This is a genomic window from Sporosarcina sp. G11-34 (assembly GCF_026931025.1).
In genome coordinates, this window is the sequence record NZ_JAHNZW010000002.1 from 170,515 (window position 1) to 185,460 (window position 14,946).

The window sequence follows — 14,946 nt, forward strand, 5'->3', positions numbered from 1 at the left end:
CCTTTCTTTTTCATCGAAAAGGTTCTCATTCATTATAAATACCCAACATCTATGTAGTATGAAACATTTCCACAAATACATGCGATGAAACTTGATTAAGAAAACTAAAAGGAAACTACCCAATGGCACTAGGTAATTTACTCTTTGGAAAGTACTTATTGTCTTTTCGATTCGGCTTCGTTAAGATTATGCAAAAGGACTATCAAGGGGTGAGAGGAATTTGGATCCGATTGACAAAGGAATGGCAATCGATTGCTGTCTTCTTGCGGGGCGTCTGATGATGGAAGCAGGGGCGGAGACGTACAGGGTGGAAGATACAATGGTGCGCATGGCGGAAACACAAGAATTACCGGCGCCGCAAAGTTTTGTAACTCCCACGGGAATTATTTTTTCACCGGGTAGTTATCACCCAACTAAATTGATTCGCATTAAGGAGCGCACGACGGATCTTGAAAAAGTAGCACTTGTAAATGCTGTTTCGAGAAAACTAACAGCAGCCGAGTATACACTTGAAGAGGCATATACAAAGCTCCAAGAAATTGAAAAGTCGAATGTCATGTTTCCGGTTTGGCTTCAAATTATTGCGGCGGCGATTGCAAGTGCTTGTTTTCTTATATTATACGAAGGTCTTTGGACGGATATTCCCGCGGCGCTTTGTGCTGGAGGAGTTGGTTTCATAGTAGTTTTACTTATTCACGATTTAACGAAAGTAAAGTTTTTCGCGGAATTCATGGCTTCTTTGTTTGTTGGGCTCATTGCATTTGGTGCCATAAAGCTTGGGGGTGGTACAAATCTAGACAAAATTATTATCGGTTCGGTTATGCCACTTGTTCCTGGGCTTCTTATTACAAATGCAGTGCGTGATTTAATGGCTGGGCATTTTATGTCGGGGGTATCTAAAGGTGCGGAAGCATTTCTTACCGCGTTTGCAATTGGTGTAGGCGTGGCGCTTGTTTTGTCATTTTAACTTCATTCAAAGGATGCCACCGATTTTGAAAAAGCGTAATTTATAGGAATTGGGGTGGGGAATTGACATGGGTTGTGCAGGCAGTACTTAGTTTTCTTGCGGCAACAGCATTCGGGATTATTTTTAACGCACCACGTAAAATGCTTTTTTACTGCGGTTTTGCTGGAATGACTGGCTGGCTTATTTACTCAGTTTGCAATGGATTTACCGGTGATCCAGTAAAAGCGTCGTTTCTCGGAGCATTCACAGTATCTTTTGTAGCACAAATTTTTGCAAAGTACTTTCGGACACCGATGATTATTTTTAGCGTTGCAGGAATTATTCCACTTGTACCAGGCGGTATGGCTTACAATGCGATGCGTCATATTGTGGAAAAAGATTATCTGACGGCTATTTCGTTTGCTTCGGGGGCGTTTATGGTGTCGGGAGCAATCGCAATGGGGCTTGTGTTCGCTGAAGTCATTACTCAAATTATCTTTCGAACAAACACAAGACGTAAGAAACAGCTTACTTAATAAATAACGGCGTGCCCCATGATAAAGGCACACCGTTTTTTATTTCTTGAATTACTTGGAAATAGCTTCGGCGGTCACTGGAGCGCCAATATAATACCCTTGGACTGCGTCAATCCCCATTGTTGTTAACAAGTTGAATTGTTCTTCTGTTTCTACGCCTTCTGCAATGACGTACATGCCCATCGTTTTTCCGAAATGAATCATACCTTGAACAAGCTGTTGTGTTTTAGTATGAGTAAGTAAAGAACTAATGAATAGTTTATCGATTTTTATTTTGGTAATTGGTAAAGACTGCATATATCGGAACGAGGCATATCCCGTGCCGAAATCGTCGAGTGCAAACTCGATACCTACATTTTGTAATTCTTTCATTTGAAGTAAAATCGAACTCTCTTGTTCAGCTTGAAGTGCGAACTTTTCAGTAATATCAAGTTCTATAAGAGACGGGGGACAGTTTACCCTGCTAAGAATCTCTACTATTTCAATACTTAAATTCGGATTTGTAAACTCTCGGACGGATGAGTTTATTGTCATATTGACAAGTGACCCTTTGTTTTTTAAAGAAACTGCAAGTTTTGCGGCCTCCTCAATAACAAACGTCCCAAGTTTATGAATGAAGCCGTTATCCTCAGCGATTGGAATAAATTCGTCGGGCGTGATCACCCCAAGTTCTTCGTCTTCCCAACGGACAAATGCCTCGTAAAGAAATATTTTACCCGTAGCCACGTCTAATTGGGGTTGGTAGACTACATGTAAATCATTGCGATTCAATGCAGTCAGTAAATTCCGATCAATGATTGCGTTTCGGTTCAACTTATAATTTGATTTCGCTGAAGGAGAAGTAATTTTTCCGCCCCCGCTGGAAATAACTTCTTTGTTAGCTACAAGAGCCGCTTCCATCAAATGTGAATAATTTGTTTTGTCTTCTGGATAGCGAACGATTCCGCCGCTAATAGATAGGGGCAATGCGGTGTTGTTTATATATATTGGATGCTGTTCGAGAAACCTTAGAAATCCTTGTACATACCAATCTCCAAATGGTGAAAGAATAACAAATTCACTCGCCCCAATTCGCGCAATGGGATTATCTTTAAAATAACGTTTTAATCGGTTTGTAAAAGATTGAATAAAGATTATTTCTCCACCGTATGACTGTAGTCCTTTCAATGTGTAAAAATGGTCGATTGTAAGGTAAACAAATGAAAAACTTTTAGTTTCTGCAATATGTTGATTCACGATGTTTTCTAATTTGTGCCGGCTCATTAATCCGGTATCTTGGTCGATAAACGCAATTTCTTGTAATTTTTCGCGAAGCTGTACGTCTTCTGTTATATCCATTCCCATAAAAATAACAGAAGTAAGTCCGCCGCCTTCGGGTATAACAGGAATAGCAAGTAATTTTACAAAGTACGGGTTATTGGAACGGGTTATTTTTTCTGCCACGCCCGACCAAGTCTTTCCAAGGGATATACTATTCCAAATAGCATCTGCTTGCTTTTGGCCTTCTTCAGATTGAGGGAACATTTGCCATAAGGTCTTACTTAGAACACGCTTTGGTGTCCATTCGCTTGTTTTAAGAAATTTTTTGTTTGTATATGTAATTAGTCCTTTGTTATCCGTATGTGCGATCATACAAAATTCACCGAGGCTTTCCATTACAACAGGTAGCTCCCGTTCGAATTTAGAGTAAATAGAATTCAAGTTTTGCCCGCCTTTCGGATGCACTATCCTTTTATTATATATGAAATACAGTTATAGTTCAGTAAAAACGAAGTTATTGCAGTAATGATGTGAACTTCATTTGGCGGGAATTCAAAATCTAGGCGTAATTATGCCTTGGCGAAATGGATTTATTATGGGGGTTATAAATGGTGAATAGATTAAAAGGAATCGCCATGATTGTTTCGGGGGCAATGCTTTGGGGTGCGACGGGCCCTATGATGGAGTGGATACTTTCAAGTAGTGAGATGACGGTGTCGTTTATGCTTACGTTACGTCTCTTACTCGCGGGTACGTTTTTACTTGTTCTGTTGAAAGTACAAGGAAAACAAATTTCACGTCCATGGCGACAGAAAGTGTGGATGCGTCAGTTATTTATTTTTGGTGTTTTTGGAATGCTGGGGGTGCAATATACTTTTGCCGCGGCTATTGATACGAGTAACGCAGTCATTGCAACGCTATTTCAGTTTCTTGCACCGATATTCATTATTATTTTTGTTACATGGTCGCAGCGTACTTGGCCGCCTATTGCTCAAGTAATCGGTATGTTTGTGACGATGGTTGGGCTATTTTTTCTGTTAACAAACGGATCGTTATCCGGTTTTGCGCTAAGTAAAATCGCAGTTTTCTGGGGGATAGCGGTTGGCTTCGCGTTTTCATTTTACACACTTTATCCGGGACGACTTATGCAAGAATGGGGCGTTCTTCTTATTGTCGGTTGGGCAATGATTATCGGAGGCGTTACGCTGTTTCTATTGAATCCGTTAAACTTGTTGAAGGGTAGTCTTTTGTTCGCGGATTGGGGTATTACGGGTATGCTTCTTCTTGTTACGATTGTTGGAACCGTTGCGTTCATCTTGTTCCTTGGTAGTATGAAATATATTACGGCGGTTGAAACAAGTATTCTTTCTAGTTTTGAACCACTTACGGCGATGGTCGTCTCAATTTTTTGGTTTGGTTCAATTTTAGGTATGTGGCAGTTAATAGGTGCGATTGTTATGCTAGTTGGTGTCACATGGCTATCGATTGCGGGTAGTAAAGCGAAGGCGTAAAAAGGACCGATTTCCCTAAAGGGTTCCGGTCCTTTTTGCGTTGCTCTTACTTTTCCACATAAGTAATATATAATTCCTCGGACGCGTCAATTTCTATATTCTTAGGCACAAGCAGATGGATTGTGATCTGTTGTGACATGCCGCCGTGGCCTTGAAAATCGACTACGGGTTTCTTTGTGAATTGACTAATTAGGAAAGCATCACGGTAGGAAGAATAGTTAATAATCGTTTCTGGTTGCCTGGGAAAAAATACTGTGTCGTCGTCCCATTTGGGCAATGCATATTTCACCCGATCGGAAAAATCGAGACCATCATTGAAAAGGAGCGGTTTGTATATCGTCTCTTCAATTACACCATCATTGTCATTTTTGCGTTCGATAAAAATATTTACAGGTGACATATCATCGAAATTGGACTTTTTTAGGATCAACCGATTGCCTATAACATGCTCTCTTTTATCGATAATTAAAAAGGGGTCAATTGAATCAAAATCGCCGTCTCCATAGATTTCATCGAGAAGGTGGGAATCTTCAACTACCGGATCAGGCATTTCTGCTGAAAACTTCGTTTCATACACTTCAACAGTGACGGTTGCAACGAGAAGAATTACGATATAAACTGCAACAATTATATAGGTCGATTTTTTATTCATATAAAACTTTACACGTTTTTTTGCCCGTATCATCAACCAAGTAATGAGTAGCAAAAGTATGAGTGGAAAAAGCATTATAACTCCAAACATTATTTTCGCACCTCCTTCTTATTCGTAACAAGCGCAGAAAGAACGAAGAGTAAAATGACCGTGCCAACTACTTTTAATAGAAATATGGAGAAGTGACTTTCATCCCCATAAAAGAAAATAACTTTTTCAAAGAAGCTACTACTGTCAATTCCCAAGATAAAAAAACTTGTGAACGGGAACAGAAACAAGCCGATGAAAATAAGTGGAATGACCAGCATGCTTCGTTGTACAAATGAGCCAATCGTGTAACCGAGTCCCGCGAACAGTATTACATAAGCGATAGATGTACCGATTCGTAAGAAGAAATCCATCGGCGAGCTTAGAAGTCCAGGTGTTTCGATAAAGACTTCTGCCCCTCGAAGTAGCGTGATGAATTTAATAAGAGAACCTGTTAAAATAGCGGTGATTCCCGCTAAGATGGAAGCTGTCAATAAAAATAGAAAACTTGATAGATGATGACTTAGTCGATTTGAAACGAGCGTGAATGCATCATTCCGATAAGCCGTCGTTGTAACAAGAATTCCTGTTATAAATGCCCAAATAATTGTAAATGCAACGACATTGTCATTGGACGATGTTTGCCGGATAACCGTGAGCGTTGGCGAAAACCCCGACCCGCTACTCTCGTAGTTTATGCCGAGCAAGATACCGATTACTTGCACGATAAGAAGTGACGTAAAGACGCCCGTGTAGCCATTTATCTTATAGTGAAATTGCTTTTTAACAACATCAAACAGTCGTGGCTCTGTCAAATACATCATCAATTCCTCCTTTAGAACTTGATGTGAGTGCTACATATGCGTCATTTGCGGGAACGGGGATAATTTTGATACCACTTTTATTCATGTGCATTTTTTCCTCTAAAGTAAATGTATCTTCGACAAGAGCTTCGTAAAACGGGCCGTTCGTTTGTCTGCTAAAAACATTCTTTTCTGCGATTTGATTGCGGACCACATGTTCAGACCCAATTACTTTCACGAACATTTCTTGTAGTTCAGTAATGGATCCGTGAAAACGAACAACCCCGTCGTTGACAAGAAGTATATTTTCAAGGAGGTCTTCGATTTCTTCAAGGTGATGACTCGACAGCAAAATTGTGCGCGGATGGGCGATATAGTCTTTTAAAAGTGCACGGTAAAAATCTTTTCGTACCGCCGTATCCATGCCAGTTGTTGGTTCATCGAAGATGGTAAGTGGGCACCGCGCGGCAATCCCGATAATGGCGTTGAATGTATTCATTTGTCCTTTCGATAACTGACTATGCCGGCTGTTTGGGTACAATCGAAAGTATTCAAAAAGTCCTTCAGCAAGCGCGGAATCCCAATTGGCGTAAAATCGATCCGCCTCTTTCAAAACTTCTTTCAGCGTCAGTTTATCGGAAAAACTCATCGTATCGTCGACGAATATCGAGTTTGCGGATACTTTTAAACTATTAAAAGGTTTTTCTGAAAAAACGTCTACGCTTCCTGAAGTCTCTTTAATATGTCCTGCAGTAATTTTCATTAATGTTGTCTTTCCGACCCCATTTCGGCCGATAATCCCGGTTAGAACATCTTCTTTAATTTCAAAGTTTACATGGTTTAGAATCGTACGATTGCCATACGTTTTTGTTACGTCGGTAAATTCAATCGCATTCATGATAAGCCCTCCTTTTTTCGGTTGCGTTCGGCTTCAATCATAGTAAGTAGATGCTTATTGTCGATGCCTAATAGCTCCGCTTCGTTCAGTAATTCAATGACAAGACGCCTTAGTGTTTCTTCTTTTCTTTTAATAAGTAGTTTTTCACGTCCATCAGGTGCCACAAATGTACCAAGTCCGCGCCGCTTATACACAACTTCAGCATCAAGCAATAAAGTTAGTCCTTTTCCAGCAGTTGCGGGATTAATATTAAAAGTTTCGGCAAGTTGGTATTGGGAGTGTACTTTTTCATCGGGAGAAAGTGTGCCATCGATAATTTCGGCTTCAATCCACTCCGCAATTTGTACGTAAATCGGTTTCGAACCTTCGATGTCGAGCATGCGCATCACCTCCTATAAGTTAGTGCATTACTGTTGTAATGTACTATATGCTATTTTTGTATGAAATACAACCATATATATGTCATAATAAGAATAGTCAGCAAACAGTTCGTGCAACGAAAGAGTTTTGGAGGTTACGTACATGAAAACAGTATTTTCCTATGCAAAATCATATAAATGGCCAATCGCTATTGCGTTGTTACTTATGTTGCTTGAGCTAAGCGTAGAGCTTATTCAACCACTATTCATAGCGAAAATTATTGACGATGGCATTATTGCCGGGGATGAGACGGTCATTTGGATGTGGGGAAGTGCGATGATGGGGCTTGCATTCGTTGCTTTCTTTTCGGGGGCCATCAATTCCTATTTTGCTGCCCATGCGGCACAAAGCTTTGCTTATGATTTACGCCAAGCTCTTTTCCGCCAAGTACAGGCGTTTACAATGGCAACATTCCTTCGATTTCCAACGGCGGGACTGATTACACGTTTGACAAGTGACGTCACGCAAGTGCAAACCGTTCTGTTCATGGGTTTACGAATTATGTTACGAGCACCGTTACTAGTAATCGGAAGTCTAGTTATGGCTTTTATCGTTAATGCGAAGCTCGCATTATTTTTAGTAATGGGTGCGCCATTATTACTTGTTTTTCTACTTGTTATGGCAAAAAAGGGAGTCGCTTATTTCGGTCGAATTCAAACAAGACTGGATAGCGTCAACCGTGTGATTCAAGAAAACTTGCAGGCGGTTCGGCTCGTCAAAGCGTATTTACGCGGTACTTATGAAGCGAGTCGCTTCTCTAAAGTGGCAAATATGCTAAAAACAGACACAGTGACAGCAATGCGAATGATGGAATTTATTTTGCCAGTTTTGTTGTTAGTCATGAACATTAGTCTAATGGCGGTCCTTTGGTTTGGTGCCATTGAAATTCGTGACAGTGGCGTACAAGTCGGGGAACTTGTCGCGGTTGTCAACTACGCAATGCGCATGACAGGTGCATTTTCCATGTTCTCGTTTATCATCGTCGCCTTTTCACGTGCAAAAGCATCTTCTGAGCGGATGGAAGAAGTGTTACTGGCAAATGAAAACCTAGAAATACATACGACGAAACGTGTAAAGTTGGGGTTATCGGAAGGTGAATTGAAGTTTGAAAATGTTTCATTTCATTATCCAGGAAAGGAAGAACCAATTCTCCAGAACGTTTCGTTTCATGTTAAACGAGGAGAGAAACTTGCGATTATGGGAGCGACAGGATCGGGGAAATCAACATTACTGAACTTAATACCCCGAATATTTATAGCGACTAAAGGCCAAGTATTCGTTAGCGGAATCGAAGTGAACGAGTGGCCGTTAAAAGATTTACGCGACACCATCGGACTCGTTCCGCAACAATCGATTCTTTTTACGGGATCTATTTTGGACAACTTATCATGGGGAGCACCTTCCTATACGGAAGCGAATATGGATGAACTTGAAGAAGCGGCAAGAAAGGCGCAAATTCACGAATCAATTGATTCATTCCCACAAAAGTATAGTACGCGTGTGGGACAAAAAGGCGTGAACTTATCGGGTGGGCAAAAGCAACGTCTATCTATTGCGCGGGCTCTTGTACGGAAACCGTCTATTTTGATTCTGGACGATAGCACAAGTGCGCTTGACGTGAAAACCGAAACAGCGCTTTGGGATGCACTCGAAGGGGAAGACGCCACGATGCTCGTCGTCACGCAAAAGATTCTAACCGCACAAGGAGCAGACAAAGTGCTACTTTTAGACCAAGGAAAAGTGGTAGGTTACGGAACGCATAGTGACTTAATGAAGCAATCGGCACTTTATAGAAAAATTGCGGAATCACAGTCGAAAGGGAAGGTGAAAGCCGATGTTACGCACAATACGTAAACCATTCGGCTACGAGCCGATTCTGACGAAAGAAGCCATTAAAGGGCCGGCGAGAAAGAAAGGGGAACGTGCAAGGAATTGGAAGTCCGTTCTTTTCCGAATTTGGCTCGTTGTAGATGAACAGCGCGCGCTTCTTATGGCGGTTCTTGCACTCGTTTTTGTCAGTTCTGCTTTAACATTGGTCGGTCCGATTATGGTGGGAAGAATTATTGATAAATATATAATTCCAGCCCAGTTTGGCGGTCTTGGCGGTCAAATTGGGATCCTTATCGCGGTTTACTTCGGTTTGTCCATATCTATGTATTTACAAAACTTTTGGATGGTTGGAATTGCGCAGCAAACGATTTACCGTTTGCGGACAAATTTGTTTGCTCATCTACAAAAGTTACCTGTTTCGTTTTTTGATAAAAGACAGCATGGTGAACTAATGAGCCGAATGACGAATGATATTGAAAACGTCAGTCAGACGTTAAATACATCATTCATTCAAGTGTTTTCAAGTGTGTTAACTTTAACTGGAACAGTCATAGTTATGCTTTATTTAAGCCCGTTATTGACACTTCTTACGATGATCATTATTCCACTCATGTTCATTGGTATGCGGTGGATTACACGTCGGACGAGTAAGTTATTTAAGGAACAGCAAATAGCGGTTGGTGAACTGAATGGAATGATAGAAGAAACCATTTCAGGTCAACGGATTGTCAAAGCGTTTTCCCGAGAAGAGCAGGTTATGGAAGAGTTTGCAGAAAAAAGTGAACGCTTACGCCGCACGGGTTTTTGGGCATTGACATATTCGGGGTTTATTCCGAAAGTGATGAATATGCTAAACAACGCAAGTTTCGCAATTATTGCTGGGGTTGGCGGATTGTTGGCGCTAAAAGGAGATGGAATCGTAACGATTGGAACGATTGTTGTTTTCTCGGAACTAGCCCGTCAATTCACGCGTCCACTGAATGACCTTGCGAATCAGTTTAATACAGTTCTCTCCGCAATCGCGGGGGCGGAGCGTGTATTTGGTATTATGGACGAACCCGTCGAGAAAGATGAGGCCACAAAACATTCGAAGACAATTCTTAAAGGGGATGTTGAATTCCGAAATGTTTCGTTCAAATATGGAGATGAATCGGACAGCTATACAATTAACGAAGTTTCATTTCATGTGAAATCTGGTGAAACAGCCGCATTTGTTGGTGCAACAGGTGCGGGGAAGACAACGATTATGCAATTGCTCGCTCGATTTTACGAAGTAGATCAAGGTGAAATTTATATCGACGGCATTCCAATTAGTAAATTGCCACGAAAAACATTACGCAGTCAAACGGCTTTCGTCTTGCAAGATCCGTTTTTATTCGAAGCGACGGTACGTGAAAATATTCGCTATGGAAAACTAGATGCAACGGATGAAGAAGTAATTGATGCTGCGAAAAAGGCAAATGCACATCGTTTCATCATGCGGCTTGAATATGGGTACGATACGGTGCTAACGGCTGATGGTGGTGAAATTTCACAAGGACAGAAACAGCTTCTATCGATTGCGAGGGCGCTCGTTGCGGATCCAATCCTTCTCCTTCTTGACGAAGCAACGAGTAGTATTGACACAGTGACAGAACTAGAAATTCAAGAAGCACTTGAACGTCTTATGGAAGGGCGAACGAGTTTCGTTATCGCGCATCGATTGAACACTGTACGCAAAGCGAATACGGTGTACGTTTTGGAACAAGGAGAATTGATTGAATCAGGTACTCAAACCAAACTGATTGAAAAACAAGGGGCTTATTACAATATGTTGATGGAGTCGAAAGTTTAAAAAAAACGAAAAAGGCTACAAAGGAAGTTTCTCCTTGTAGCCTTTTCGTTTGGTTATTGAATATCTTCAATATCAAGTTTCGTTCCTTCATCAAATTCAATTTCTAAGTCGAATTTCGAATATGCATCGATTTGGTAATATTGAAGGATACTTTCCATGACTTCACTTTGGGGTGTATCTTTTGTAACTAGAAGAAACGTGAATAGTTTATCGATTTCATCCATTGCTGCGTTTTCTTTCGATTTAATATTGTCTAACTTATTTTCGTATTCGGCTTTAAAACTTTTCGGCTTCACTTTATATTCAACGTCAATGGCATCTTTATTGTCCACTTCAATGTCGAGTTCGAAAGTAGTAAAGCCGTACCCTTGACCGTGTTGCATAGAACCACCTTCTGTTTCACCCGCATGTTGTAATGTGGCATCATTTTTAGGTGAAGAGTTATTGTTTTTATTTCCCGCACCACAAGCGCTTAATACCAACACACCGATTAATGCAATCATGACAAACAGGTTACGTTTCATCAGAATTTCCACGACCTCTCATAATTAAAATCTTTAGTACCTATTTTGCCTCTTAATGAGAAGAATTAAACAATGAAATTTGAAAAAGTCCGATTTACCATTTAGCGGTTTGCTCTTCACAACTTCCGAGCATTTGTCGAATATGAAGTGTAGAGCTGTTTTGAAGCTTTACTTTGCCGTTGAAATAACCGATTAGCTGGTGCATTTCCGTCCGAATTAGCTTTACATTGGTTGCTGTAATTCGCTCGAAGAATGGAGTAAATGTTAAGTCGACTGCAGTAGAAAACTTCGTTTGAATAGTCCATGGTGCCATGTAGTTTTTTGTATCATATGTGAATCGTACATCTTCCGCAATTTTCGTCATGATACCATCCACAAAAACCGCATTTTCAGTCATCCCTGTTCCATCTGTCCAGCGTCCTCCAAAGTTCAGACCAACCCTTTGTCCACCGAGTCGTTGAGAAGCCATTGCCCAATTCCATGTTATTTCGCGAGGCCAAACACCACGTCCGTAGTCGTGAACGGCAAAACTATAATCGGGGTTGAAGTCGTATTTCTTGTCACCAATCTTCACAAAACCAGTAGTTGGAAGTGTGTGATGCTTCGAAGTGAACTGGAAAATCGTACGACTTTTTGGGATGACAACATTTAAAGAGTCGTCGTTTAAAGGATGTTGAATATATATATCCGCATGGAGCGGTTCATCATCAAAGTCGGCAATGGTAACGGATAAATGCGTTTCACCGTTCTTATAATTCATGGAAACGGTAAGTTGGTCATTTTTAAAATGTAAGCTTTCTAGTACATTTTCGGGCATGACTACATTGCGTCCGACTGGGATTGTGATTAGTTTTTCATAAAAACGTTGTGTTTCATAGTTAAGAAAATAGACTAAGCAGACAGCCGCATAATCGAGATGGCTAATCATCGTGGAGAACAGAATATCTTCACCATATACACACCAATAATTCCATTTCTTTTTCCGCATGAAATTTCTTGTTAAGTTACTATGTATAATCGGTTGCCTAGCAAAGCCAATCGCCTCGGGGTTCAATAACCCTTTATTGTCGCATAGTACAACGGGTTTTATGATTTCTCTTTCAACATGCTGCATAGTGACTTCTCCCCCGCCTATTGTTTTTTCGAAGTAGTACTGCTATAATTCTTATTGTACCAAACTTACGGGGGCTTAGCTCAGCTGGGAGAGCGCTTCGCTGGCAGTGAAGAGGTCGTCGGTTCGATCCCGATAGTCTCCATTATAGAATTCATGAGTGCAACGGATATTTTCCGATGCACTCTTTTTTATAATTAAGCCGAGAACACCTGTGACTTCAGTCGTAGAAGGTTCATTTGCTTATCCAAACTATAGTAATGGTGATGTTTCAATTGAGCTTAAGTGAGGAAGTAATTCCTACCCCTTTCGATTCATACGATGGCTTAAAGGAGGCGTTGTATGATATACGATAGGGAAGCAGCTGTTCAGTATGCAAATAAATGGTGGAATGATTATAACCCGGCCTATCCGAAATTCGATGTGGATTGCACAAACTTTGTATCGCAATGTTTACGTGCAGGGGGAGCCCCGATGTGGGGATATCCGAATCGAGAAAAAGGCTGGTGGATTCAAGGCGGTACGTGGAGTTTGAGTTGGTCGACGTCCCACTCGCTTAGATGGTATCTAGCTACATCTAAAAAAGGGTTAACAGCGACGCAAGTGGGCTCCGCAGACTTATTGGAGCCCGGCGATGTCATTAGTTATGACTTCCAAAACGACGGTCGTTTCGATCATTCAACGATTGTGACCGCTAAAATTGGCTCCATGCCACTTGTCAATGCCCATACGTATAACGTGAAACAGCGTGATTGGACTTACAAAGATTCTTATGCAAGTACACCGGATGCGAGGTATATTTTCTTTAAGATTAATGATCGATTTTCATGAAAAAAGGTAACCTATCTTTTAATCGGATAGGTTACCTTTTCGTAGTTATTTGTCAAACCATAAGACTGCAAGAGTTCCTTCACCGGCGTGAACAGCGAGTACGGTACTAATATCACCGATTTCGACTTCCATTCCGGGTACTTGTGCGATAATGAGACTTTTTAAGTGATTGGCTTGTTCAGGAACATTACCTTGCATAAGACAGATTTTAGTAATGCCCGAACGATAAGCATCCGCTACTTTATTGATCAAGTATTGCAGTGCTCGTTTTTCAGAACGTACTTTATCGACGGCTTGTAGTTCGCCTTCTTTAGAAATTTGAACAATCGGCTTCACTTTTAAGAGACTACCAATGTAAAATTGCGCCGCACTCATACGTCCGCCTTTGTACAGTTGGTCAAGTTGACCGATAAGGATGTAGTTATGCAAAGTGCCAGCCATTCTTTCTAGTTCGGCTTTGATTTCAGGTACTGTTGCCCCGTTTTTCTGAAGTTCCATTCCCCGTTCAACTAAACCGCTAACTCCGTAGGAAAGGGAAAGAGAGTCTATGAAAGTGACAGGAAACCCCGAAATTTCAGCCCCGCTTTTAGATGAGACGAGCGTTCCACTCATTTTTGCCGAAACGTGAACAGCGATTGCTTCTTCATAGTCTTCGGCGATTTTTTTATATTTTTCAGCGAAAACACCAGCTGAAGGCTGCGATGACTTCGGAAACACTTTAGCCGTTTTGATTTTTTCATACAATTCTTCTGGTGTTAGATCTACACCATCGACATATTGTTTTTCACCAAAATGTATATTTAGAGGGACTGAAAAGAAATCTGAACGTTCTTGAAGTTCTTTCGAAACATAGGCAGTGCTATCTACAATCCATGCAATTGGTTTTTTAGTCAAAGCAAAATCACCCTTTTAATAGTTTTATATGCTATTAATACTATACCATGAAAAGTATTGGGATTGTATTTAGAAAAATTCTTCACCTTGGAAGGCGTGACAATTTCAAGATCTTTCGGCAAATTGAATGGAATTACGGTATAATACAAGAAGAATGTTAAAAAGGGAGATATCGTTAATGAAAAAACAAGCTTTGTCAGTAAAGGAAGCAATCGTTACACGTCGTTCCATTAAAAACTTTAACGGACAACCGGTTGACCCGGAAAATATTAGCGACATACTAAAGGATGCAGCATGGGCACCGAACCACGGTAACCGCAATCCTTGGCGTTTTGTCGTAGCGGCGGATAAGGATTATTTAAAATTCCTTGATGTGCTACGTGAATACGGCGTTCCGAAATGGAAAGAGTTGTCTGAAGAAGACTTGGAAAAACAAATGAAGAAATTTAAAAGTCCCGGGGCAGTAGTATTTGTCATCGTACCCGAAGATGCTCGTCAAAAAGAACGACTAGAAGATTACGCGGCAGCGAGTATGTTTATCCAAAACGTCTTGCTTTTAGCGTGGGATAAAGGAATTGGTACGTGCTGGAAAACACCAGGGTTTCTCGACAATCCGAAGTTTAGAAATGAACTCGGCGTGAAACAAGGGGAGCGTATTATTAGCATGCTTCAGTTCGGTTATTTCGATGAAATACCAAAAGGTCGTCCAAGAAAAGAACTTGACGAAATTGTCACGTATTATGGACGCGAAGACGAAGAGACGGAATAAGGAAAAACACCTAAAATGCATGGAATGATGCAGTTTAGGTGTTTTTTTCGCTTATCAATCGGTGCAAAAAAACCGAATCCTTCTAAAAGGATCCGGCAAA

General features: G+C 40.9%; 15 protein-coding genes and 1 tRNA gene. 8 read left to right on the forward strand and 8 right to left on the reverse strand.

The features are described from left to right. Nucleotides 1–241 precede the first annotated feature (241 nt). Nucleotides 242–967: a threonine/serine exporter family protein gene (locus KSU66_RS02895; RefSeq protein WP_269050161.1), complete on the forward strand. Its 726-nt coding sequence runs from the start codon at nt 242–244 to the stop codon at nt 965–967. Between the two features lie 62 nt (nt 968–1,029). Further along, a complete protein-coding gene (locus KSU66_RS02900; protein WP_269049916.1) occupies nt 1,030–1,482 on the forward strand; it encodes a threonine/serine exporter family protein in 453 nt (150 codons plus the stop codon). Between the two features lie 51 nt (nt 1,483–1,533). Here the strand turns inward: KSU66_RS02900 and KSU66_RS02905 are convergent, their stop codons facing one another. Next, nucleotides 1,534–3,183, reverse strand: coding sequence for a sensor domain-containing protein (locus KSU66_RS02905; protein ID WP_269049917.1), 1,650 nt, complete (start codon nt 3,181–3,183; stop codon nt 1,534–1,536). A 170-nt stretch (nt 3,184–3,353) separates the two neighbouring features. Here KSU66_RS02905 and KSU66_RS02910 point away from each other — a divergent pair, with 170 nt between their 5' ends. After that, complete coding sequence (locus tag KSU66_RS02910) at nt 3,354–4,253, forward strand: DMT family transporter (RefSeq protein ID WP_269050162.1); 900 nt, start codon at nt 3,354–3,356, stop codon at nt 4,251–4,253. A gap of 46 nt (nt 4,254–4,299) precedes the next feature. Here the strand turns inward: KSU66_RS02910 and KSU66_RS02915 are convergent, their stop codons facing one another. Genes KSU66_RS02915 through KSU66_RS02930 form a run of 4 tightly spaced genes read right to left on the reverse strand, consistent with a single transcriptional unit; the run spans nt 4,300 to nt 7,013 of the window. After that, nucleotides 4,300–4,995 carry a hypothetical protein gene (locus KSU66_RS02915; protein WP_269049918.1) on the reverse strand — a complete coding sequence of 232 codons (696 nt, stop codon included), beginning with the start codon at nt 4,993–4,995 and terminating at the stop codon, nt 4,300–4,302. Continuing rightward, nucleotides 4,995–5,753, reverse strand: coding sequence for a hypothetical protein (locus KSU66_RS02920; RefSeq protein ID WP_269049919.1), 759 nt, complete (start codon nt 5,751–5,753; stop codon nt 4,995–4,997). The genes KSU66_RS02915 and KSU66_RS02920 overlap by 1 nt, the downstream gene beginning before the upstream one ends. Then, entirely contained in the window at nt 5,725–6,633 is a 909-nt protein-coding gene (locus KSU66_RS02925; RefSeq protein WP_269049920.1) for an ATP-binding cassette domain-containing protein, read from the reverse strand. Before KSU66_RS02925 ends, KSU66_RS02920 begins: the two co-directional genes overlap by 29 nt. Continuing rightward, on the reverse strand, nt 6,630–7,013 hold the full coding sequence (locus KSU66_RS02930) for a GntR family transcriptional regulator (RefSeq protein WP_269049921.1): 384 nt from the start codon (nt 7,011–7,013) through the stop codon (nt 6,630–6,632). The genes KSU66_RS02925 and KSU66_RS02930 overlap by 4 nt, the downstream gene beginning before the upstream one ends. Before the next feature lie 142 nt (nt 7,014–7,155). Between KSU66_RS02930 and KSU66_RS02935 the strand changes: the two genes are divergently transcribed. Together KSU66_RS02935 and KSU66_RS02940 are read left to right on the forward strand one after the other, a co-directional pair. Next, nucleotides 7,156–8,907 carry an ABC transporter ATP-binding protein gene (locus KSU66_RS02935; protein WP_269049922.1) on the forward strand — a complete coding sequence of 584 codons (1,752 nt, stop codon included), beginning with the start codon at nt 7,156–7,158 and terminating at the stop codon, nt 8,905–8,907. After that, nucleotides 8,888–10,717, forward strand: a complete 1,830-nt coding sequence (locus tag KSU66_RS02940) for an ABC transporter ATP-binding protein (protein WP_269049923.1) — start codon at nt 8,888–8,890, stop codon at nt 10,715–10,717. The genes KSU66_RS02935 and KSU66_RS02940 overlap by 20 nt, the downstream gene beginning before the upstream one ends. 53 nt (nt 10,718–10,770) lie before the next feature. On the opposite strand, the gene KSU66_RS02945 is transcribed toward KSU66_RS02940, so the two are convergent. After that, entirely contained in the window at nt 10,771–11,241 is a 471-nt protein-coding gene (locus KSU66_RS02945; RefSeq protein ID WP_269049924.1) for a YusW family protein, read from the reverse strand. Nucleotides 11,242–11,335: 94 nt separating this feature from the next. Further along, nucleotides 11,336–12,355: a DUF2804 domain-containing protein gene (locus KSU66_RS02950; protein WP_269049925.1), complete on the reverse strand. Its 1,020-nt coding sequence runs from the start codon at nt 12,353–12,355 to the stop codon at nt 11,336–11,338. A 69-nt stretch (nt 12,356–12,424) separates the two neighbouring features. Here KSU66_RS02950 and KSU66_RS02955 point away from each other — a divergent pair. Continuing rightward, nucleotides 12,425–12,497, forward strand: a tRNA-Ala gene (locus KSU66_RS02955). A gap of 197 nt (nt 12,498–12,694) precedes the next feature. Then, nucleotides 12,695–13,183 (forward strand): amidase domain-containing protein, encoded by a 489-nt coding sequence (locus KSU66_RS02960; RefSeq protein WP_269049926.1) that lies wholly within the window; start codon nt 12,695–12,697, stop codon nt 13,181–13,183. A 45-nt stretch (nt 13,184–13,228) separates the two neighbouring features. On the opposite strand, the gene KSU66_RS02965 is transcribed toward KSU66_RS02960, so the two are convergent. After that, entirely contained in the window at nt 13,229–14,077 is an 849-nt protein-coding gene (locus KSU66_RS02965) for a DegV family protein (protein ID WP_269049927.1), read from the reverse strand. A gap of 178 nt (nt 14,078–14,255) precedes the next feature. Between KSU66_RS02965 and KSU66_RS02970 the strand changes: the two genes are divergently transcribed. Continuing rightward, nucleotides 14,256–14,846, forward strand: a complete 591-nt coding sequence (locus tag KSU66_RS02970; protein WP_269049928.1) for a nitroreductase family protein — start codon at nt 14,256–14,258, stop codon at nt 14,844–14,846. The last annotated feature ends 100 nt before the right edge of the window (nt 14,847–14,946 follow it).